This window comes from Vibrio sp. Vb1018, assembly GCF_033338775.1.
GTDB classification, from domain to species: Bacteria; Pseudomonadota; Gammaproteobacteria; order Enterobacterales; family Vibrionaceae; genus Vibrio; species Vibrio alginolyticus.
This window is the reverse complement of record NZ_JAWOTI010000009.1, coordinates 1-22,217: the sequence shown is the minus strand read 5'-3', so window position 1 is coordinate 22,217 and position 22,217 is coordinate 1. Positions and strand designations below refer to the sequence as shown.

Sequence of the window (22,217 nt, the reverse complement as noted above, 5' to 3'; positions counted from 1 at the left end):
AGCGTTATTCGCTAGCCAGTATGCGACATTGGTTGTCGATGGCGGCTTCGATACACTGTATTGACTGTCTCAAATAACGCTCTAGATAACCTAAAGCATCCTGACTCTTTTTGTCTAGCGATGCCTTCATCAGTATTTCTTGCTCATCGAGATTACAGTGCCCAGGGTTCCCTGTGCCTAAAATCTGCATCGCGAAGTATTGGTAGCGTTTAATTTGCGTGAGTAGATCGCGGAAAAACCCAAACATATTGACAGAGCCAGCACCTTCAAACAGCGCAGTAAGAAACTGATTTTGGCGCTCTTCCCATTCCCTCCAGCAAAAGCTTTCGCCAGGTTTTACTCGGGATAACTTGTGATAAGCAGTTAGTACATCCAGTTCCCATTTTTCATCGCCAATCATAATTGCCTTACTGAGTAAGCATGCGGAGACCATTTGCAGGCTTTCGTACAAGTCATGTAACTCATCTTTACATACAGGTGCAACCCAGCAGCCTTTTTGCGGCTCGAGTTTGACGTATTTGCTCCAAGATAATTGCACCAATGCTTCTCGAATGGGTGACGCTCCTAAGTTGTACTTCTCTTTGAGTTCGGCAACCACGAGTTTTTGACCTGGTTTAAGCTCGCCATCGAGAATATCCTGACGGAGCATTCTTAATACTTTGTCGGTAAGAGTGGGACTAGACACATACACCTCATAGAAGAAACTTTAATCGTGACGATAAAATTAAACAGTACGAAATTCTGATAGAGGTGAATAATACAATTAGCCTATTATGAGAGCAAGAAAGCCATATAAAATATAAAAAAGGAGGGCATAAGCCCTCCTTCTCAAGAAACTGAAGTGTTAAAAGTTCAGTCTTATAGTACGTGTACAGAAGCTGTGTTCGTAGTACCTGAAGCAACTAGAGCGCCAGAAACCATAACAACGATATCGCCTTTGTTACCTAGACCTGATTCTAGAGCAAGTTCTTTACCCGCTACGTAGAATGCGTCAGTGCTTTCGATTGAATCAACAACTACAGGAGTAACACCTTTAGTTAGAACTAGCTGTGCAGCAGTTTTCTTGTTAGTTGTTAGCGCTAGAATGTTTGCAGTTGGGAAGTACTTACGTACTGAACGTGCAGACTTACCGCCTTCAGTTGCAACAACGATAAGTGGAGCAGCTAGTTTCTCAGCTGTGTCTACTGCACCTTTACATACTGCTTCAGTGATGCGTAGGCGTGGGCTGTCTAGACGAGAACCTAGTTCAGCTTTTAGCGCTGAGTCAGTACGGTTCGCGATTTGAGCCATGATAGTTACCGCTTCAACAGGGTATTTACCTTTCGCCGTTTCACCAGAAAGCATTACTGCGTCAGTACCGTCCATTACCGCGTTAGCAACGTCGCCTGCTTCCGCACGAGTAGGACGTGGGTTGTTGATCATAGAATCAAGCATTTGAGTTGCAGTGATAACCATCTTACGTGCACGGTTACACTTCTCGATCATCATTTTCTGAGCGAAGATTACTTCTTCAGCTGGGATTTCAACACCTAGGTCACCACGTGCAACCATGATGCCGTCAGAAAGCTCTAGGATCTCGTCGAAGTTATCAACACCTTCTTGGTTTTCGATCTTAGAGATGATGTGGATGTTCTCGCCGCCGTTTGCAGCAAGTACTTCACGGATTTCTTGAACGTCAGACGCTTTACGGATGAAAGAAGCTGCTACGAAGTCAACGCCTTGCTCACAACCAAATTTAAGGTCGTTCTTATCTTTTTCAGATAGTGCAGGTAGGTTTACAGAAACGCCAGGAAGGTTAACACCTTTGTTTTCGCCCAGTGCACCGTTGTTAAGAACTTTACATTTAACTTCAGTTTCAGTCTTAGAGATAACTTCCATCTCGATTAGACCGTCGTCTACTAGGATAGTGTTACCTACGTTTAGGTCTGCTGCGAAACCAGCGTAAGTTACTGCAACTTTATCTTTGTTACCTACAACTGAAGTGTCAGTTGTGAAAGTGAATTCTTGACCTGCTACTAGATCAACATCGTTACCGCCTTCTAGCTTGATAGTGCGGATTTCTGGACCTTTAGTATCTAGAAGAATTGCTAGTGGTTTGCCAGTAGCTTCCATTACTTTACGGAAGTTCGCGATACGAGTGCCGTGTTCTTCGTAGTCACCGTGAGAGAAGTTAAGGCGCATTACGTTCATGCCTGCGTTAACTAGTTCAGTTAGCTTCTCTACAGATTCTGTTTTAGGGCCAATCGTACATACGATTTTGGTCTTTTTCATGGAAGATACTCTCCGGTAAGTATAGTTACAATTTGAAAGTCGGTTATTTACTCTGAAGTCAGGACGTTTTTGATGACATTTAGTACCTGTCACCCACCGATTTTTCGTCTCATTATTAGAACTTCAGATTCTGAAAGTCTTTCACCAAGTTTAGTCATTTTATGACTAAAAGATCGGCGATTTTGGTTACCTTTTTGTGACTAATCCCACTTTATATGCAGAAAGTTGCAAAAAAATAGCCTTCAATTCTGTAATTTTTTTTCTTTTCGGTGGCGAATTCTACCACTGAATGAATCCAATATCACTGTTTAAGAATTGTCTTAGGACAAGGTTTTATCGAGAAATATTAATTTTTTGGATCGAAATAAATGGACTTGAAAGTTTCGGTTTGACTATAATAAGTTTCACATCGAAACTTAAAATAAAAACTTAAATGTCGAAACGAAACACTCAATTAAGAAGACACGCCATTTCTAACTTGGTTTCTGAACTAGGAGAAGTCAGCGTTGATGAACTTGCTCAGAAATTCGAAACCTCAGAGGTCACGATTAGAAAGGATTTAGCTTCTTTAGAGAAAAACGGCCAACTTCTACGCCGCTATGGCGGTGCGATTGCTATCCCAAAGGAAGTCATTCACGAAGAATTGGGCGCTAATGTTTCGACTCGAAAGTTAAGCTTAGCAAAAGCAGCAGCATCATTGATTCGCGATCATAATCGCATCGTGATCGACAGTGGCAGCACGACTGCCGCGCTGATTCAACAGTTGAATGACAAACGTGGCTTAGTGGTCATGACCAACTCGTTGCATGTTGCTAACGCCCTAAATGAATTAGAGAGCGAACCGACACTGCTGATGACTGGCGGTACTTGGGATACGCACTCAGAGTCCTTTCAAGGCAAAGTGGCCGAATCTGTATTACGAGCTTACGACTTTGACCAACTATTCATCGGTGCGGATGGCATCGATCTCGAGCGTGGAACCACGACATTTAATGAGTTGGTTGGCTTAAGTAAGGTAATGGCAGAAGCGTCACGTGAAGTGATCGTAATGATCGAGTCCGAAAAAATCGGCCGTAAGATCCCAAACTTAGAGCTCGCTTGGCATCAAGTTGATGTGTTGGTGACCGATGCAGATATCCAAGCAGAGCATAAAGTACAGATTGAACAACATGGCGTGAAAGTCATTTGCGCCTAATAATGTAATCAGTTTCATATTTTACTTCCCTCTGGATAAAGGCCTTTGCTTGCTGCCTCTATTTGAAATCATGGCTAGGGAAGAACAAAACTACAAACGGAGATAAACACATGTGTGGAATCGTAGGTGCAGTAGCACAACGAGATGTTGCAGAAATTTTGGTTGAAGGTCTACGCCGCTTAGAGTACCGCGGTTACGACTCTGCTGGCGTTGCGGTTGTTGATGGCGAATCAAACCTAACGCGCGTTCGTCGCTTGGGTAAAGTACAAGAATTGGCTGATGCAGTAGAAGAAGCAAAAGTGATCGGCGGAACTGGTATTGCGCACACTCGTTGGGCGACGCACGGTGAACCTTCTGAAATCAATGCTCACCCACACATGTCTGGTGATATCGCAGTGGTCCATAACGGCATCATCGAAAACCATGAAGAGCTGCGTGAGCTGCTTCAATCTCGTGGCTACGTGTTTGAATCGCAAACGGATACAGAAGTTATCGCACACATGGTTGAGTGGGAACTTCGTACTTCAGAAACGCTATTAGAAGCGGTACAAAAAACAGCAAAACAACTTGAAGGCGCATACGGCACGGTAGCGTTGGATCGCAAAGACCCATCTCGCATCGTAGTAGCACGTTCAGGCAGCCCGATCGTGATCGGTTTTGGTGTAGGTGAAAACTTCCTAGCGTCTGACCAACTTGCATTACTTAACGTTACGCGCCGTTTCATGTACCTAGAAGAAGGGGACGTAGCAGAAATTACTCGCCGTGAAGTCACTGTGTTTGATGCAACGGGTGAGCCAGTTGAGCGTGAAATTGTTGAATCTAATGCAGAGCATGATGCAGGTGATAAAGGCCAATACCGTCACTTCATGCAAAAAGAAATCTATGAGCAACCTAAAGCGTTGATCAACACAATGGAAGGTCGTATCACGTCAGATTCTGTTGTGACAGACGCGATCGGTGTGCACGCGGCAGACATTCTAAGCAAAGTAGAACACGTACAAATCGTGGCGTGTGGTACGTCTTACAACGCAGGTATGACGGCACGTTACTGGTTTGAAGACATTGCAGGCGTTAGCTGTGATGTAGAAATTGCGTCTGAATTCCGTTACCGCAAGTTTGTGACTCGTCCAAACAGCCTTCTTATTACGTTGTCTCAGTCTGGTGAAACTGCAGATACGTTAGCAGCACTTCGCCTAGCAAAAGAGAAAGGTTACATGGCGGCGATGACCATTTGTAACGTAGCAGGCTCTTCTCTGGTTCGTGAATCAGATTTTGCGTTCATGACTCGCGCTGGTGTTGAAATCGGTGTGGCTTCAACCAAAGCGTTCACGACTCAGCTTTCTGCACTACTTATGCTGGTAACAGCACTGGGTAAAGAGCAAGGTCGCATCAGCAAAGAGAAAGAAAAAGAGATTGTTGAAGCGCTACACGCACTTCCTAAGCAAATCAACGCGGCACTTTCTTTCGAGAAAGAAATTGAAGCACTTGCAACGGATTTTGCAGACAAGCACCACACATTGTTCCTAGGCCGTGGCGAGTTCTACCCAATCGCGATGGAAGCGTCTCTAAAACTGAAAGAGATCTCGTACATCCACGCAGAAGCGTACGCGGCGGGTGAACTGAAACACGGTCCTCTGGCTCTAATTGATGCTGACATGCCTGTTGTTGTGGTTGCACCAAGCAACGACCTACTTGAAAAGCTAAAATCAAACGTTGAAGAAGTGCGTGCGCGTGGCGGCCTTCTATACGTATTCGCAGATGCAGACGCAGGCTTCGAAGGCGATGAGACAATGAAGATCATCACTATGCCTCACGTTAGTGAAATCACGGCGGCGATCTACTACACCATCCCAATGCAGTTGCTGTCTTACTACGTAGCACTGATCAAAGGTACGGACGTAGACCAACCACGTAACCTAGCGAAAGCGGTAACGGTTGAGTAATTACGCTTAACAGCAAAAATCCTGAGCGGCACATGCGAGAGTATGTGCCGCTTTTTTATTTAAACCCATTTTAAGGTTTGTGAGTTATTGACCCAACTGGTGAGCGGTTAGAATTGCAGAGTAGACATTTTCTGCCGTCACTGGGAATGGCATATTGTGGATGGTTTCTCCCTCGGCCGTTGAGGCTTCGGCGACCTCGCGCAACTTAGCGTGGTTAAGCTCTTTAACGCCCATATCAAATAAGTTGGTTGGTAGACCTACAGAGCGGCAGAATGCAAGAACCGTATTAATCTCTTCCATCGCTGCGTTTTCTAGTACCAGCTGAACTAGTGTGCCGAACGCGACTTTCTCACCATGATAGAGATGATGACACTCTTCAAGCTTAGTTAGGCCGTTATGAATAGCGTGAGCACCCGCTAGACCACTGCTTTCAAAACCGATACCGCTAAGGTATGTATTGGCTTCAATAATGTTTTCTACCGCTTTGGTGCTCACACCATTTTCTACTGCAGCTTTTGCTTTTACACCATCTTCAAGCAAGGTTTCATAGCAAAGTTTCGCAAGCGCTTGTGCTGAACGCGTCGCTAACCCACCAGCCATTGTTGCCTTACCAGAAGTCATGTTGGCACGAGCTTCAAAGTAGGTGGAAAGCGCGTCGCCCATCCCCGATACAAGTAAGCGAACAGGGGCTTTGGCGATGACTGACGTATCCATGATGACCATGTCTGGGTTTTTAGGGATCATCAAATATTCTGCAAATTCACCTTCAGGTGTGTATATCACCGCAAGCGCTGAGGTTGGCGCATCAGTCGAGGCAATCGTAGGAACCACCACGACAGGAATTTTTGTGTAAAACGCAACAGCCTTTGCTGTATCTAACGTTTTACCACCACCAATACCGACAATGACATCGTGTTTCTGAGTGGCACAAATGTCCGTGATGCGTTCAATCTCAACGCGTGAACATTCGCCACCAAAAATGTTCATAGCGAGTGGAAGCTTTTCGTCAGCAAAACTTTGTTTGACGTCATCACCAACCAGGTTAGTCACGAACTCATCGGCAATTACTAACGGACGTTCACCCAATGTTTTCACATAGTGAGCGATAGATGTAAGTACTTGTTCACCTTGGACGTATTTGCTTGGGCTGATAATAATTTTGTCCATAATTCAAACCTTTAACCTTTTTTATGTGTGTTTTGGACTGCAATGAATATCCATTGTAGGGATAAGGTTTATATTAGGTTTGGTGTGGTAAGTGGTGAAGGATATCTCTGGTTTTGTTCCATGCTTTTATGACCTCTGTGTCAAACCGACTGCCAGAAGTAATAAGAATCAGCATGCTTTATGGCGACGATCACTATTCAGGAAAATTTGTCGTTTTTCGTTTCATATTGAAACAATAATGCCGAAGTTTTTGTTTCAATATGAAACGGATTGATTTTTGTTGAGCACGCATTTTCTCTGTTTAAGATGAATTCATACCCTACATAAAAATATAAATGGAATGAGATAGAACGATGAAAAAGTTAATTAACCAAGTTGATGATGTTGTATTGCAGCAAATGGAAGGTCTGGCTTTATCTCGCCCAGAGCTAAAAGCGAACTACGAACCTCGTTACATGTGGCACGAGGAAACACCGGGGCAAGTGGCACTGGTTTCTGGTGGTGGCTGTGGTCATGAACCTTTGCACGCAGGTTTTATTGGTAAAGGCATGCTGACAGGCGCCTGCCCTGGAGAGGTATTTACTTCACCAACGCCAGATCAAATGTACGAATGTGGCAACCAAGTGAATACTGGTGAAGGCGTGCTATTTATCATTAAAAACTACACCGGAGACGTGTTGAACTTTGAAACGGCTGTGGAGCTGCTTCATACCGATGGCATCAAAGTTGGGTCGGTGTTGGTGGATGACGATGTTGCAGTCAAAGACAGCCTGTATACCGCTGGTCGCCGTGGCGTAGCTGGAACGGTATTGGTTGAAAAGTTAGTTGGGGCTGCCGCGAGCAAAGGTTATTCGTTGGAGCAATGTGAAGCACTGGCTCGTCGCGTTAATAATCACTGTCGTTCATTTGGCGTGGCGCTTAATGCTTGTGTTGTACCCGCAGCAGGTAAACCATCTTTTGTTCTGGAAGATGATGAAGTGGAGTTTGGTGTTGGTATCCATGGTGAACCAGGTATCAAGCGAGTGAAATACACCGATGTCGATACGTTAGTGGATGAAATGTTTGCTGAAGTTGCTGAAAACACACCTTATCAGCGCACATTGCGTATTTGGAATCGTGACGAAGGTGAATGGGATGAAGTGGAATCCAGCATTGAGCCTTTCGCCGCTGAACACGACTACATCGTGATGGTGAATGGTATGGGCGGTACGCCAACTTCAGAGCTTTACGGAGTGTACCGCCGTCTGGCTCATAACTGCGAGCAAGCAGGGTTCCGTATCGTGCGTAATATGGTTGGTAACTTCTGTACGTCACTCGATATGGAAGGCGTTTCGATTACGTTGCTGAAGGCAGATAAAGAGATGTTGGAGCTGTTCGATGCTCCTGTCGATACGGCCGCGATCAAGTGGTAAGAGGGGGGAGCAAACATGCAAATTGAAAAACAACATATCGTTCACTGGCTAGAGTTATGTGCAAAAACGTATCAAGAGAATCAAGATTTTCTGACCGACCTTGATCGTGATATTGGTGACGCAGACCATGGTCTCAATATGAACCGTGGCTTTAAAAAAGTTGCTGAAAAACTGCCGCAATTTGCGGACCAAAATATCGGCAGCATTCTCAAGAATACGGGCATGACCTTACTTTCTAGTGTTGGTGGGGCAAGTGGCCCGCTGTATGGCACGCTGTTTATTCGCACGGCTGCCGCTGTCGGAACTCGAGAGCAATTAACGTTTGAAGAGTTAGTGGATGCACTAAAAAGCGGTGTGGATGGCGTGGTGTCTCGTGGTAAAGCAGAGCTGGGTGATAAAACCATGTGTGATGTTTGGTTACCCGTTTTAGTTAGCGTGAAGGCGTCGTTAGAAAATGGCATGAGCGCCGATCACTTACTGAATGAAATGGTTGAGCTAGCAGAAACGAGCGCGGTTGCCACGATTGAAATGTTGGCGAAAAAAGGGCGAGCAAGCTATTTAGGTGAACGCAGTATTGGTCACCAAGATCCCGGTGCAACCTCTTCTTTGTTAATGATTAAAGCACTACAGCAGGCAATAGCAGGTAATTAAGATGGTGGGAATTGTAGTTGTATCTCATAGTCGTCGACTTGCCGAAGGGGTGGCAGAACTTGCCACCCAAATGACGCAAGGCAAAGCCAAGCTTGCGATTGCTGCTGGGATTGATGATCCAGAGAACCCGATCGGAACCGATGCCATTGCCGTGATGGAAGCGATTGAGCAGGTACAAGATCAACAAGGGGTTGTTGTGTTGATGGATCTTGGCAGCGCGTTGCTTAGCACGGAAATGGCTCTGGACCTGATTGATGATCATGTGAGGGAAAATGTCACCCTTATCTCGGCACCTATTGTTGAAGGAACCATGGCGGCGTCGGTGGCTGCTGCTGCCGGACTACCTTTATCGACGGTAGTCGAAGAGGCACAGAATGCGTTAAGCGTAAAACAAGAGCATCTTGGTGATCAGCCACTAACATCCGCTGAGATAGCGCTAGTATCAGAGAACTTTGAGCAAGAACGGACATTTGATTGGGTAGTGCAAAATCCGCATGGATTACATGCTCGCCCCACTGCGGCCATTGTTGGTGCACTCGCGCCTTTCGACTGCCAATTATGGTTGAAAAAAGGCGAGCGCCGTGTGAACGCGAAAAGCTTAAACAGCATTGCGAAACTTGGCGTTCGTAGTCAAGAGACGATCACCTTATGCGCACTTGGACCTCAATCCAGTGAAGCAATCAAGGCATTTGAAGCCTTAGCTAGTGAGCACTTCGGAGAAAAAGAGGCGGTTGAGCAAGGCATTGTCGAACCTGAAGAAAGCTCGGATACTCTGCTCGATGGCATGGCCTCAAGTCAGATTGAAGGTGCTGTTGTTGGTATTCGAGTTAATGACGGTATCGCTACTGCTCCTGCTGTCCTTTTTACTCATGAAATGCCAGCTGTGCCTGAACGTGATTTCCAAAGTGAACAAGATGAAATTGAACGGGTTAAGCGTGCGATAGGCGTGGTTGTTCAACATTTGCAGGAGCAAGCGAAGCAGCCGAAAGGGGAAATATTTGCTGCTCATAGCATGATGCTCAGTGACCCAGAATTATGGGCATCGGTCGAGTCGCGAATTCAAACGGGCATGATAGCCGAGCAAGCTTGGGTAGAATCACTGCAAAGGTTGGCCGAAGAGTTTCGCCAGGCAGAAAGTCAGTACATGCGGGAACGCGAAGCTGATGTGCATGATATCGCACGCCAAGTTATGGTTGAAATGACAGGCGTAACGCCTAATGCCATCGACATTCAGGAACCGAGTATTTTGTTGGCCCGCGACCTGATGCCTTCTGATGTGGCCGGGCTTGATAAATCGAAAGTGCTTGGTATCTGTTTGAGTGAAGGAGGAAAAACCTCTCACAGTGCGATTCTTGCCCGTGCGATGGGTATTCCTGCCATCGTTAAAGCTCAGGGCTGCCTTGATGCTGTGCGTGCTGGTCAAGTGGTGACTATTGATGGCTTCCGAGGGTATTTATGGTTCTCTCCTTCAGATGCCGTACAGCAGGAATTAGAAGCGCAACAAATTGAGTGGCAAAGCACCCGACAAAGTGCACTAGCGAGTGCTCAGCAAGCCGCAGTCACCTGTGATGGTGTCCATATTCCAGTATTCGCCAATATTGGTGGACCGAAAGATATTGATGATGCACTAACATCAGGAGCTGAGGGCGTTGGTCTATTCCGGACTGAGTTTCTATTTCAAAACAGTGATGAGTTGCCGACTGAGGAAGTGCAATACCAAGTGTATCGTGATATTGCTGCCGCACTTGGTGATAAGCCACTTACGATTCGTAGTCTAGATGTTGGCGGTGACAAGCCTTTAGCCGCTTATCCTATGCCAGCAGAAGATAATCCATTTTTAGGTTTGAGAGGGGTGCGGTTGTGCCTTCAACATGAGTCATTGTTTACCGCTCAACTTCGAGCCATTCTGAGAGCCTTTCACGAGCAACCGAATATTCAATTGATGATACCGATGGTGGCTCAGGTTGAAGAAGTGAGAAAAGTAAAAGCGCTGTTGGCGCATCAAGCAAACCAACTCGGCTTGGATGCGACTCATTTGCCCGTTGGTATTATGATTGAGGTGCCAGCCGCGGTATTAAGTGCTGATGCGTTAGCCCAAGAAGTCGACTTTTTCTCTATCGGCACCAATGATTTGACTCAATATGTTATGGCCGCCGATCGAGGTAACGCCGCCGTTGCTGAATTGGTGAACTACTTTGAACCATCGGTACTAAAAGCCATTGAGCTCACGTGTGCAGCAGGCGATCGCGCGGGCATACCGGTTAGTATGTGTGGTGAGATGGCTGGCGATCCAAATGCCACAGAAACATTGCTTCGCGTGGGGTTGCGAAAATTCAGCGCCAGTTCGAGCATGCTACCGGGACTAAAAGCGCAGATTCGTCAGTTGTCTGTCGATGTTTAATCGATACCTTATCGTTAGTACACCTGTACCGGCGTGCTTACGCCGGTTTTACTTTTGTTATAGGAACGCCAATTCACGACTTAATACAGCTTCATTTGCTCCAGCAGCCCAAACTTATTAATTTTTCTCCATAAGGTCGTGCGGCCAATTTGCAATGCTTTCGCCATATCATGCATTTTGCCATCACACTGATTCCAAGCCTGAACAATCGCTCTTCTCTCGGCTTCTTCTAACGTGATTACTGGCGTATTTTCTGCGGTATGGCGAGAATTCAGTTTAATGTCTTCAGGAATATCGTTCAGCTTGATTAAGTTGGAACTGCGGTTAAGCAAAATTCGCTCAGTTCGATTTCTTAATTCGGAGTTATTGCCTGACCAACGAAAATTCATCAACGCTTCCAGTGCGACTGGCTCTATCGAGATCGTCACATTGTGGCGGCGTTCGTAATGGCTGATAAGCTGCTGGACGAGAAATTCAATGTCTTCTTTACGCTTTCGTAGTGGTGGAATATGCAGCTCGTTCGAGGAGATTTCATAATAAAGTTGCCGACCAAATGAGCGCTGAGTGACATACTCGCTGATCTCTGAAGCGGTGCTGGTAATAAGTTGAAAATCTACGGGGATCAATCGCAAACTGTCGCTGCGGCTGACGAGCCCAGTTTTTAACAACTTAAGTAGCACGGCTTGTAAATCGGGCGACAGATATTCCACCTTTTCTAAAAAGAGCGTACCGCCATGGGCGAGCTCAAACTTTGAAGGCATGCCTTGCCCTTCGTCATACCCCAGGGTTTCTTTGACCAGTTGCTCTGTATTGATGGAGCGGCAGTTGAGCGTAATGAACGGCCCTTCTTTGTAGGTGCTTTCGTTATGAATCGCCATGGCGAGAGTGGCTTTTCCTACACCTTCTTCACCCGTAATTAGAATCGGTGATTTGGACTTTATGGCCCGTTTTGCCACGGTTATGACATGCTTCATTTTTCGTGAAATGACGGGCAAAGTGCTGAACGTATAGCGCGCACTGCCACCTATTTGTTGTTGAGCAAGTTCGCGAATTTTATCGATAGGGTGCAAGAACAATAAGTGTGTGCCGTCGTTGAGTGGACGCAAGGTGATGATCGCTTCAACAAACTCGCCACGAACCTCTACCGTTGTGAGTTTACGGTTTATGCTCGCACCTGACTCAATGCTAGTAAGGACATTCGGTGGGAAGCGCAAAACAGAAAAGACTTCTTTATCCAAGACCTGACTGGCTTCAATGTTTAACAAGCGCTCGGACTGGTGATTTACCATGGTTATACGGCTTTCTTCATCCCAGGCCAGAAGGCCGTCATCCATGCACTCTAACGTTGCGTTGTGCGCACAAGTGAGGCGGTTCATATTTTCTTGTTCCGACTGAATATGGATTTGCAAGCTGACTTCTTTCGCGCTCGACGCGATGATGACTAAGTCTTCTTTCTTATAGCTTTCCGCTTTTCTGAAAAGGCATGTTGTACCGCGTAATTTGCCAAATTGGTCGAAAACAGGCGCCGCTACAGAGGCATAAGAGTGCAAGTGGCGATTGAAATGTTCGGCAGCAAAAACGTCACACGGGATATGAGTGTTGATACAGAGATTGACTGCATTTGTGCCTATCTTTCCTTCGGAGAGAAAACAGCCTTGTTTTATGCCGAGCGCTTGCATCTCTTGTCGCATAGAGTCGTGCCCGACGGTAGAGAGAATACAGCCGTTGCCATCGGTTACCATCAATACCAGGTCTTCGTCACCAAGCATATCGTATGTATCTTCAAGTACGGTCGTGGCGCATTCGATGAGATGTTCGTTGCGCTTCATTAGAGATGAGAAGGTAAATCCAGAGGCAATATGTGGTTTTGACCAGGTGTAAGGGCTGCATTGCTTTATGCAACGCTCCCACGACTCGAGGACGGGAGTGCGGGAAAATTCTGGAGATACCCAGTGGTGTTTCTGGAAAAACTCCCACTTAGTTTTAGTGTCTTCGATTGAAAGCATGCGATCCCGTTTCAATACTAGCGATAGATTGGTCTGATGTTACAGAGACATCGGAATATGGACTGTGATGGCTTTCACGCACGTTGTATAGAAGAATGTGCAAAAAGAGGGGCGAGTTGAGGAGGCTTCCTTGCCAGTTTTTCGATTAAAAAGGGCTGTCTTTGCCGAGCTCATTGCAAATCTCGACAATGGCAAGTGAGAGCCCTGACTTAATGATTTGTTGTTGACGTTGCAGCTGTAGCTGATAAAACTCAAGGTCGATGTCGTCATCTGGTTCGCTGACTTCCAGTTGCACCATGCCCATTTTCTTCACCAAGTGCAGTTTCTTAATTGGTTCTAGAATATTCGGGTCAGTGAATTCGTAATCTGAAGCGTCACTATTGAGTTGGTTTTTGAGTTTGATGATGTCTTCGATGTCGTGGTAAATGTCATCGGGGAGCACTCCCAAGCCAAACAATAACTTCAAACGAACAGATAGATCGCCCAGCGGTCCAGAGTCTTGTAGCAGCGGACCGACAACCGATTGAACAGCGAAGTTATCTTTACGAAAGATTCTTTGCACCAACCCGTCGATCGAATCGTTAAAAACGTCGACTGCTGCAATGAAAAAGCCTCGTACCGATGGTGCGCTGTTTAATCGCTCAATGATCTCGGTTTCGTTGATGTTATCTGCCATATACTGAATACATTTCTAATTATTAGCTATCCCAACTCTTCAAGCAGAGAAGGACATAGAAGGGGAGCCAAGCTCCCCTAGGTAAATCAAAGTTGGTTGTAAAGTGTCTCGATTTGAGCCACTTCATCACTGTCTTCTGCAAGACCTGTGTATGTCGCTAGCGTCTTCTTCACACCCACTTCTTTTAATGAGGTTTGCAGTTCTACTGCTTGTGGGTCGGTGTCGTTAGTGTACTTCAACGCAGCGGCAATGCCTTTCAAAAGTGTTTGATTTTCAGTGCCATACTCAATTGTACCGAGTAAAGGCTTCACTAATCTATCGTTTGCACCCAATTTTCGAATTGGTTGACGACCTACGCGATCCACCTCATCCACTAAGTATGGGTTGGCAAAGCGTCCTAAAATCTTCTCGATGTAGGCGTTGTGCATGTCACGGTCGAAGCCGTAACGTTTGATCAGCACTTCACCACTCTCTTGCATCGCCTGTTTTACTTCAGCGTGAATGCTTGGGTCTTCAATTGCTTCACGAATGGTACGATGGCCTTTCAAGCAACCTAGGTAAGCGGTAATGCAATGGCCTGTATTGAGAGTGAACAGCTTGCGTTCTACAAATGCCATTAGGTTGTTGGTTCTTTCCATGCCTGCGATGTCAGGGATTTCGCCCTTGAATTGCTGCTCATCCACAATCCATTCGCTAAAGCTTTCTACCGTCACTTCTAGTGGGTCATCGTTCGCTGCTTCTGCTGGTGGTACGATGCGGTCCACTGCGGAGTCGACGAAGCCAACTAGCTCGTCTGCTTTCGCGTGTAATGATTCATCCAAATGTTTGTACACTTCACCTTTTAGGTGTGTGGTACCACGAACCATGTTTTCACACGCGATGATGTTCAATGGTTTATCGTTACCTGCTGCAAAGCGTTTAGCAATGCCGGTAGCGATGGTTTTTGCAATGATGTCCAGTACGTTAGGGCCAACCGCTGTTGTTACCAAGTCGGTTTTTACAATGCGGTCGATGACATCTTCACTGGCTGAGTTAACCGCGGTGACGTGAGTTACTGTATCGATTTGGCACTCAGTACCGACCACTTTTACTTTGTATTCTTGCTTGTGACTCAGTTGGTCGACGAGTGGAGCGTCAACGTCTGCGAATGTCACCTCGACTTCTGCGTCTGCTAATAGTTTACCGATGAAGCCACGACCAATGTTACCTGCGCCAAAATGAACTGCGTTTTTCATAATTCTTACCTACCAATGTCTAAAATGTTGACTTACGAAACTAGGGGGAGGCCAACCGCATAGGGGGTGACAGCTGACCTCATTTGCCTCAGGAGCAAATTAAAGGGGTAATTAAGCCGCTTGTTGACCGCCAAGGATGTTTAGAATCTCTTCCACATCGTTGGTGCTGGTTAGCTTCTCAATTGCCTCCGGCTCATCGAGCGCGTTCGTAATGGTGGTAATCACCTGGATGTGCTCATCGTTCTTAGCGGCAATGCCGATAACCAGTTTCGCTACATCATCGTCGTCTTCAGTAAATTGGATACCCGATGGGTATTGGCAGATTACAATGCCGGTTTTCTTCACGCGGTCTTTCGCTTCTACCGTGCCGTGAGGCACTGCGATAGATTCGCCTAGGTAAGTTGGAACCAATGCTTCACGCTCAAACATCGCGTCTACGTATTCTGGTTCTGCGTAGCCAAGTTCGACCAACTTGTTGCCCGCGAAGCGAATCGCTTCTTCTTTGTTGGCAGCTTTCAAACCTAGGTGAATGTTTTCACGCTGGATTTGGAACACCGACGTTTGCTGTGGCTCGAAGTTGTCGTCGTTTGCTGCCATGACTGACACTTTTACCATTTGGTCGTCATTGGCTGCGGATTGGTTTTGCGCTGCTAGTAGTTTGGTGACTAGCTGGTTGTACATCTCGCTATCTAGGAAGTTAGTCAATGAAATGTGGTGTGCGTTTGGAGCATGCTTACGTGCACGATCCGTTAAGTCTTTATGAGTAATCACGATATCTGCACTCTCTGGTAAGCTGTTAATGGCAAGGTTGGTTACGTGGATGTTCAGACCTGCGTCTTGAACCTTTTTTCGTAGCATGCTCGCGCCCATTGCACTCGATCCCATGCCCGCATCACAAGCGACAATGATGCTTTGTACTGTCGCTAGGTCTACGTCACCTTTGCTTTGGCTGTTTACCACCGCATCGTTTTTAGATGCAGATTTCATGTCTTTCATTTGTGATGTCGCTTTTTCTAAGGCTGCTTCATCACCGTCTTCTTCTGTTGACGTTTGTGTCTTCATTAGCAGTGCTGCTACGGCGAATGACACGCCTGTTGCTGCTGCGATAGACGCTAGAACACCAACGATTGAGCCTTTCTGAGTCATCAACAAGATTGCAAAGATTGAACCTGGTGATGCTGGAGAAACGATACCTGCGTTAAAGATAGTTAGAACGAATACGCCAGTCATACCACCTGCGATAGCCGCAAGGATTAGGCGAGGGTTCATTAGGATGTATGGGAAGTAAATCTCGTGGATACCGCCGAAGAAGTGGATGATTGATGCACCACCTGCAGTTTGACGAGCCGTACCTTTACCAAACACCATGTAAGCTAGCAGGATACCTAGACCAGGACCAGGGTTTGCTTCGATTAGGAAGAAGATCGATTGACCTGTCTCAGACGCTTGTTGGATACCCAGTGGAGAGAAGATACCGTGGTTGATCGCGTTATTTAGGAACAGGATCTTCGCAGGTTCAACGAAGATTGAAGTCAGTGGTAGTAGGTGAGCAGAAACTAGGAAGTTAACGCCAGCCGCCAAGCCACCAGAAAGAATTTTTACGAATGGACCGATAAAGATGAAGGCAAGGATCGCACATAGCATGCCGATGATGCCCGCAGAGAAGTTGTTAACCAACATCTCGAAGCCACTTTTTACTTTACCATCGATGTAGTTATCGAATTTCTTGATAGCCCAGCCGCCCATTGGGCCGACCATCATTGCCCCCATAAACATTGGGATGTCTGTGCCGACAATCACACCCATTGTTGTGATTGCACCGACTACCGCACCACGATCGCCGCCAACTAATTTACCACCGGTGTAACCGATAAGTAGTGGCAGCAAGTAGGTAATCATTGGGCCAACCATAGAGGCTAACGTTTCGTTTGGTAGCCATCCAGTTGGGATAAATAGAGCAGTGATAAAGCCCCACGCGATAAACGCGCCGATGTTTGGCATTACCATGTTTGACAGAAAACGACCAAAATTTTGTATCTTGATCTTGGCATCTGGTGATATCATAACAATTCCCCGTTCGATGTTCTGATGAATCTTGTTGTAGTAAACGGTTCGCCAAAACCGTTTGTTTGATTGCTTAGTACCCAATCAATTTACCACACATTTTCCAATTGGAACTGACAACGGGTTTTTCGTGATCTACGCCCGCATTTCTTAGGCTGAGAAACGGTTTTTAAGTGACCAAGTTCAACTTATTAACTTGTAACTTAATAACAAAAAGCCACTTTCAAATCTGTCAATAAAAATCTTAGTGATCAATCCGATCTTCTGACAAATTTAAAATTAAAATACTTTGTGACTTTGATCACTTTTGATTTTTTTTGAAATTCGAATTAAATACTTGTAATGATCAATGTCACGTTTTGTGTTGAGTTGTGGTGGATTTAAAGTGTGACCTGGATTTGTTTTTGTTTTTTGTGAAAGTTTGTGACGGAATTGGTGAGATAAATGCTATCTAGATCTTTCGATAGATTGTATCTATGAGAGTCTTTTCGGCGCACTTCACGGAGCACGCCTAATTAGTTGATGAAAGGGTAAATAAAGAGAGTCGCCACACGGTTCTTCTTGTGATTCCCAACTCTCTACTTAATCACTGTTCTTAATCATCGTTGCTATTAGTATGATAGACGAGGTAGTCATGAGCTTGCTCGCGTCCCATATACCTTGCCAACGTCTTTTCTTGAACATCGCGCAAATCCACCATAATCAATCCATCTAGAGCGTTATTGAATGCAGGGTCGATGTTGAAGCATACCAGCTTGCCATTGAGGCTTAAGTACTGACGCAGCAAAACGGGCACTCCTTTCCCTTCATCGATTCTGGCAATGACACGTGACAATAGCTGTAAATCACCCAGAGCGGTGAGCATGCTGGTATTCCAGTCACGGTGGTGCTCAGGAAGTGGGTTAGAAGGCGTGACGTATTCTGCACAGTTGTTGTCGTAGTGGTGCAGTGTCATTGATTGAGCCAGTAATTGACGTGCAGTATCGCTATAATCGTTGCTAATGCTTACCGGACCAAATAGGTGAGTGTAATCTGGGTTTTGATGAACGAACGTTGCGATGCCTTTCCACAGCAGCAGTAGCGCGCTCATGCTCTTTTGATATTGCTGTGCAATCACAGAGCGCCCCATCTCAATGGATTTACCCATTTGGTCGATAAAGCGTTGGTCATAGTTAAACAACGTTCGTGAATACAGACCTGCTACGCCGCGCTTTTCAATCAGTTGATCAACCAGACCTAAACGATACGCGCCCACCAAGCATTGGTTCTCTCTGTCCCACACAAACAGATGCAGGTAATCATGATCGAAATGGTCAATGTCTATTGCTAGTCCCGTCCCTTCGCCAACTTGTCGGAAATTGAGCTCACGTAGGCGACCAATTTCATGCAGTAGGGAAGGGATATTCTGCGACTCCGTGCAGTAGACATCGAACTCACCACTTGTTAGCAGCTTGGACTCTTTTGGTAAGTTGTTCAGTTCTTCAAGCAATTCGCCTACGGGTAACCCTGCCGCTATTGGTGAGAGCCGTTCTGATGAGGAAGAGGGCTTCACCGATTGGATTTCACGATTGAGTAAGTAAGTGTTGAGCCGCAAATAGTTCACCACTTGATCATCGCTAAGTGTGTTCAGCTCTTTAAATTTTATCGCTTGGCCAAAGGATAAGTTGATGGTTTGCGCCTGTTTGTTCAGCAGTTCTCGCCCAAGCAGTAGGGTGCGCAAAAGTGGATGGATTTTCCCTGCCATATAGAAGCGTTTCGAGTTCTGACCACTGATGAATACTGGAACTGTCGTTGCTTTGTTTTTGCGGATTAGGCTACTTACGCTTCGACTCCACGCTTTATCTTCCAAGCGTTGCTGTTTGGCATCGACTAACTGGGAAACCTCACCGGCAGGAAAGACAAGCAATAAGCCGCCACTTGCTAGGTGTTTATTGGCCGCTCTCAGGGCCTTCATATTCGATTTGACGGCGTCTTTGCCTTCAAACACATCGACACCAATGAAGAGCTGATCTAACTCTGGTACGGTTTTCAGGTATTGATTGGCTAGAATTTGGATATCGTCTCGTACCATCAACAAGAGTTCGGCCAAGATGACGCCTTCCACACAACCAAGCGGATGGTTCGCCACAATGACGGTAGCACCTTGCTTAGGTACTGAGTCGAGTGAACCATGAGCAATGCGATAATCGATACCTAAGATATCCAGCGTGAAGCGGAGAAAAGTTTTGGTATCGGCATTAACGGGGCGTTGGGCGTAGAACTTATCAAGTTGGTTTAAACCGGTTGCCCATTCAGCAACGTTTTCACCAATGCCAAACGGCGTTTTACGAGGGAGACGAAAAGGGGTTGAACTATCCATATTTACCTCAGCGTACAAGTTGCTGATTGGATAGTAGAAATTACAGATGACAGTTAAGAGGCAAAAGCATGAGCCTTTGGTGACAAACCAATGAAGCTTTATTGACTAAAGAAAACGGTATATCACTGTGCTATGAATCAAAACTCGCGTTATGTCTCCCTCTTAAAACAATAGATAGGCTATCTTATCTAGAACAAAGATTAAGCTAAGTTGATATTTATCAGGGGGAAATAATGGAACGAGTTTCCAATAAAGCAGCACTTTGGATTGGACTAAGTTTGATACTTGGTCTTGGCATCCTTGGCTATTTTATGCAGCAGACGGCGGTGAAATACCGAGCCTATGAAAGAGTCGTGACAGTAAAAGGTTTGTCGGAGCGTGAGTATCCTGCTGATACGGTGATTTGGCCGATTCAATTTACTCTAGCGAGTAATGATATGGGAGCCATGTTTGATGAAATTGACCAGCAAACCCGTTTGATTTTGGACTTTCTAAGTGCCAAAGGGCTTCCTGAAACCAGCGTTTCCCTTTCTTCCCCAGCGGTCATTGACAGAAAAGCACAGCAATATGGGAGCGAGCAAGACATTGAGTATCGTTATTTGGCCTCGCGAACCGTTACGGTTTATAGCCAGAGTGTTGATGTTGTTCGAGCGGCAATCAATGAAATAGGTGAGCTAGGAAAGCAAGGCGTTTTGCTTAACCAAGATCCTTATGCAAATCGTGTTGAGTACAGCTTTACTAAGCTGAATGATGTGAAGCCAGACATGATCGAAGAAGCGACTAAGAATGCGCGTGAAGTGGCTGAGAAATTTGCGAAAGACTCACAGAGTTCACTGGGTAAGATCAAACGTGCAACTCAAGGGCAGTTCTCGATTTATGACCGAGACAGCAACACGCCTTACATTAAGAAAGTACGAGTGGTATCGACGGTTCAATATTACTTATCTGATTAAAGTTGCGCTCATATAGTCAATAGTTGGTCGTTCCATCACCTTCTATTTGTAGAGGTATCTATGCTCTGTGATAGGGAAATCAGTCTTCGCTGACGCTATATACAAGTACTTTTTTATAAAACTAAGTTCTTAACAGTGATGAGGTGAGTTTGATAATAATCAAGCTCACTTGTTTCTTATGAGCGTAAGTTAGTATGACTTATTGCTAGAAGGAATTAGTATCATGGCATACAAGCACTTTGTTAGAGAACTACTGGGTTTAGCGATTGTTGTCTCTGTCGTCTTTGGCGTATTAGGCGTGATGTTAGAGCTCTTCGCACTGACGGCACTTTGGGAGCATCAGCAAACGATAGCCGATGTTTTTTTCCATGAATCTCTCTACTTCATCGTATTTTTAATCCCACCATACTTCCTCTGGAAGTTGATTAACCGCCCTGAATTGGTTTCTGCTGATCAAGCTTATTTGGCAATGAAGTTAGAGGCTGAAAGTCGACAATGAGTCGATTTAGTGAGTAATGAAAAGAAGAGGCTATGAGAAAACATTAGCCTCTTTTCTATCTGATTCGTGGGGCAAAGTAGTCGCTGCTTTATTGATTAAAAAGCTGCTTCGATTGTGCCTTTGAAAGTGCGATCGAGATAATCACGAATCGCTTGAGATTGATAAATAGAAACGAACTTTTTATACGCTTCATTATTTTTGTCTGCGTCACGAGTGGCGATGACCATGACTGCTAATGGGGCGTCTTTTGCTTCAAGATAGATACTTTGTTTCTTCGGATCTAAACCAGAAGACATTACGTAGTTCATTGTAATCGCAGCCGCGTCCACATCATCTAATGTTCTTGGTAGCTGAGCGGCATCTACCTCGACAAATTCAAATGATTTTGCGTTTTTTGTGATATCAGTTAGGGCGGCTTTATGGCCAACACCCTGTTTCAGCTCAATTAAACCTGCATCGGCGAGTAGCAACAGACCACGACCACCGTTGGTAGGGTCATTTGGAAGCGCTATACGTGCATTGTTTGGAAGCTCTTGCAGTGAGCGATACTTATTGGAATAAAGCCCCATACGCATAAGAATGGACTGACCAATTGATACTAATTGGGCGTTATGGCTACTGTTGAAGTTGTCTAAAAATGGCTGGTGCTGATAGCTATTAATATCGATGCTACCATCGCTAAGAGCGGCATTAGGTGTCACGTAGTCAGAAAACTCAATGACTTCGACATTCAAACCTTGCTTCGCTGCCTCCTTCGCTACCGCCTCGACTACTTGTGCATGTGGTCCAACTGTCGCGCCCACTTTAATGACAGAGTCATCTTTTTCTCCACAAGCGCTTAAGCCGACTACTGCCGTGAGAATCAAAGCTAGTTTCTTTAAGTGACCAATACTTTTCATTGTAGCTCCATTTTTGCTTTAGACGTCCATACGTTTATATGTCCATACTATCAGAAGTTGTCTGAGGGTCAATGGTTTAAATCACGAGCAGACATTTTGTTTCTATTGCTCGTATAGAAAGCCAGATAATAGTTAAAGAAGAGGGGAAGAAGAAAAGCTATTACGAGGTTAGTGACGAGTTACCGCAACCGAAACTGTACCCAAAGATATAAGATACAAAAAAGGCGTAGTAGGTATTAACCTGCTACGCCTTTCGAAATATGGTGGCCCCTCGCAGACTTGAACTGCGGACCAATCGATTATGAGCGAAGGTCTGACGCAATATCACTGCACAATCAACATAGAAACCCTGCCCCGAATCACGCCCATATCCACCAGCAAAATCACATCACCTGATTACCCGCATGATTTTACTGACGTCGACAACGGGAAATCCGCTGAACCTATATCACCGCCGCCACCGTCGAGGAAATGTAGAAAACTGTG

Annotated in this window: 16 protein-coding genes; 7 read left to right on the top strand and 9 right to left on the bottom strand. The window is 45.5% G+C overall.

The features are described from left to right. Positions 1 to 4 precede the first annotated feature (4 nt). Both R7Z10_RS11330 and pykF read right to left on the bottom strand, forming a co-directional pair. Entirely contained in the window at positions 5 to 691 is a 687-nt protein-coding gene (locus R7Z10_RS11330; RefSeq protein WP_081008270.1) for a GntR family transcriptional regulator, read from the bottom strand. A 167-nt stretch (positions 692 to 858) separates the two neighbouring features. Then, positions 859 to 2,271, bottom strand: coding sequence for a pyruvate kinase PykF (gene pykF, locus R7Z10_RS11325; RefSeq protein ID WP_005392243.1), 1,413 nt, complete (start codon positions 2,269 to 2,271; stop codon positions 859 to 861). Between the two features lie 433 nt (positions 2,272 to 2,704). Between pykF and R7Z10_RS11320 the strand changes: the two genes are divergently transcribed. Then, positions 2,705 to 3,466: a DeoR/GlpR family DNA-binding transcription regulator gene (locus R7Z10_RS11320; RefSeq protein WP_005379701.1), complete on the top strand. Its 762-nt coding sequence runs from the start codon at positions 2,705 to 2,707 to the stop codon at positions 3,464 to 3,466. A gap of 110 nt (positions 3,467 to 3,576) precedes the next feature. Beyond that, a complete protein-coding gene (gene glmS, locus R7Z10_RS11315) occupies positions 3,577 to 5,409 on the top strand; it encodes a glutamine--fructose-6-phosphate transaminase (isomerizing) (protein ID WP_005379702.1) in 1,833 nt (610 codons plus the stop codon). A gap of 84 nt (positions 5,410 to 5,493) precedes the next feature. On the opposite strand, the gene R7Z10_RS11310 is transcribed toward glmS, so the two are convergent. Continuing rightward, entirely contained in the window at positions 5,494 to 6,576 is a 1,083-nt protein-coding gene (locus R7Z10_RS11310; protein WP_017820260.1) for a glycerol dehydrogenase, read from the bottom strand. Positions 6,577 to 6,929: 353 nt separating this feature from the next. Here R7Z10_RS11310 and dhaK point away from each other — a divergent pair, with 353 nt between their 5' ends. The 3 genes from dhaK to ptsP are packed head-to-tail and all read left to right on the top strand — an operon-like array spanning position 6,930 to position 11,040. Next, complete coding sequence (dhaK, locus tag R7Z10_RS11305) at positions 6,930 to 7,988, top strand: dihydroxyacetone kinase subunit DhaK (protein WP_005379704.1); 1,059 nt, start codon at positions 6,930 to 6,932, stop codon at positions 7,986 to 7,988. A gap of 15 nt (positions 7,989 to 8,003) precedes the next feature. Beyond that, positions 8,004 to 8,639, top strand: a complete 636-nt coding sequence (gene dhaL, locus R7Z10_RS11300) for a dihydroxyacetone kinase subunit DhaL (protein WP_053304323.1) — start codon at positions 8,004 to 8,006, stop codon at positions 8,637 to 8,639. A 1-nt stretch (position 8,640) separates the two neighbouring features. After that, positions 8,641 to 11,040, top strand: coding sequence for a phosphoenolpyruvate--protein phosphotransferase (ptsP, locus tag R7Z10_RS11295; RefSeq protein WP_318100805.1), 2,400 nt, complete (start codon positions 8,641 to 8,643; stop codon positions 11,038 to 11,040). An 80-nt stretch (positions 11,041 to 11,120) separates the two neighbouring features. Here ptsP and dhaR read toward each other — a convergent pair whose 3' ends face one another. The 5 genes from dhaR to R7Z10_RS11270 form a co-directional block, all read right to left on the bottom strand. Continuing rightward, entirely contained in the window at positions 11,121 to 13,046 is a 1,926-nt protein-coding gene (dhaR, locus tag R7Z10_RS11290) for a dihydroxyacetone kinase operon transcriptional regulator DhaR (protein ID WP_318100802.1), read from the bottom strand. A gap of 145 nt (positions 13,047 to 13,191) precedes the next feature. Continuing rightward, entirely contained in the window at positions 13,192 to 13,722 is a 531-nt protein-coding gene (locus tag R7Z10_RS11285) for an MltR family transcriptional regulator (RefSeq protein WP_005379708.1), read from the bottom strand. Between the two features lie 86 nt (positions 13,723 to 13,808). Further along, positions 13,809 to 14,957 carry a mannitol-1-phosphate 5-dehydrogenase gene (locus R7Z10_RS11280; RefSeq protein WP_318100800.1) on the bottom strand — a complete coding sequence of 383 codons (1,149 nt, stop codon included), beginning with the start codon at positions 14,955 to 14,957 and terminating at the stop codon, positions 13,809 to 13,811. 111 nt (positions 14,958 to 15,068) lie between these two features. Then, positions 15,069 to 17,021, bottom strand: a complete 1,953-nt coding sequence (locus tag R7Z10_RS11275; protein ID WP_318100796.1) for a PTS mannitol transporter subunit IICBA — start codon at positions 17,019 to 17,021, stop codon at positions 15,069 to 15,071. A gap of 595 nt (positions 17,022 to 17,616) precedes the next feature. After that, entirely contained in the window at positions 17,617 to 19,380 is a 1,764-nt protein-coding gene (locus R7Z10_RS11270; RefSeq protein WP_318100793.1) for a GNAT family N-acyltransferase, read from the bottom strand. A 233-nt stretch (positions 19,381 to 19,613) separates the two neighbouring features. Between R7Z10_RS11270 and R7Z10_RS11265 the strand changes: the two genes are divergently transcribed. Both R7Z10_RS11265 and R7Z10_RS11260 read left to right on the top strand, forming a co-directional pair. After that, positions 19,614 to 20,333 carry an SIMPL domain-containing protein gene (locus R7Z10_RS11265; RefSeq protein ID WP_005379714.1) on the top strand — a complete coding sequence of 240 codons (720 nt, stop codon included), beginning with the start codon at positions 19,614 to 19,616 and terminating at the stop codon, positions 20,331 to 20,333. 223 nt (positions 20,334 to 20,556) lie between these two features. Then, entirely contained in the window at positions 20,557 to 20,832 is a 276-nt protein-coding gene (locus R7Z10_RS11260) for a hypothetical protein (RefSeq protein WP_005379716.1), read from the top strand. Between the two features lie 95 nt (positions 20,833 to 20,927). On the opposite strand, the gene R7Z10_RS11255 is transcribed toward R7Z10_RS11260, so the two are convergent. Further along, on the bottom strand, positions 20,928 to 21,731 hold the full coding sequence (locus R7Z10_RS11255; RefSeq protein WP_017633488.1) for a MetQ/NlpA family ABC transporter substrate-binding protein: 804 nt from the start codon (positions 21,729 to 21,731) through the stop codon (positions 20,928 to 20,930). Positions 21,732 to 22,217: the final 486 nt, after the last annotated feature.

Excerpts from the sequence above, each read along its gene's own strand:
- pykF (WP_005392243.1), bottom strand. The coding sequence starts at position 2,271 with ATGAAAAAGACCAAAATCGTATGTACGATTGGCCCTAAAACAGAATCT.
- R7Z10_RS11320 (WP_005379701.1), top strand. The coding sequence starts at position 2,705 with ATGTCGAAACGAAACACTCAATTAAGAAGACACGCCATTTCTAACTTG.
- glmS (WP_005379702.1), top strand. The coding sequence starts at position 3,577 with ATGTGTGGAATCGTAGGTGCAGTAGCACAACGAGATGTTGCAGAAATT.
- R7Z10_RS11310 (WP_017820260.1), bottom strand. The coding sequence starts at position 6,576 with ATGGACAAAATTATTATCAGCCCAAGCAAATACGTCCAAGGTGAACAA.
- dhaK (WP_005379704.1), top strand. The coding sequence starts at position 6,930 with ATGAAAAAGTTAATTAACCAAGTTGATGATGTTGTATTGCAGCAAATG.
- dhaL (WP_053304323.1), top strand. The coding sequence starts at position 8,004 with ATGCAAATTGAAAAACAACATATCGTTCACTGGCTAGAGTTATGTGCA.
- ptsP (WP_318100805.1), top strand. The coding sequence starts at position 8,641 with ATGGTGGGAATTGTAGTTGTATCTCATAGTCGTCGACTTGCCGAAGGG.
- dhaR (WP_318100802.1), bottom strand. The coding sequence starts at position 13,046 with ATGCTTTCAATCGAAGACACTAAAACTAAGTGGGAGTTTTTCCAGAAA.
- R7Z10_RS11285 (WP_005379708.1), bottom strand. The coding sequence starts at position 13,722 with ATGGCAGATAACATCAACGAAACCGAGATCATTGAGCGATTAAACAGC.
- R7Z10_RS11280 (WP_318100800.1), bottom strand. The coding sequence starts at position 14,957 with ATGAAAAACGCAGTTCATTTTGGCGCAGGTAACATTGGTCGTGGCTTC.
- R7Z10_RS11275 (WP_318100796.1), bottom strand. The coding sequence starts at position 17,021 with ATGATATCACCAGATGCCAAGATCAAGATACAAAATTTTGGTCGTTTT.
- R7Z10_RS11270 (WP_318100793.1), bottom strand. The coding sequence starts at position 19,380 with ATGGATAGTTCAACCCCTTTTCGTCTCCCTCGTAAAACGCCGTTTGGC.
- R7Z10_RS11265 (WP_005379714.1), top strand. The coding sequence starts at position 19,614 with ATGGAACGAGTTTCCAATAAAGCAGCACTTTGGATTGGACTAAGTTTG.
- R7Z10_RS11260 (WP_005379716.1), top strand. The coding sequence starts at position 20,557 with ATGGCATACAAGCACTTTGTTAGAGAACTACTGGGTTTAGCGATTGTT.
- R7Z10_RS11255 (WP_017633488.1), bottom strand. The coding sequence starts at position 21,731 with ATGAAAAGTATTGGTCACTTAAAGAAACTAGCTTTGATTCTCACGGCA.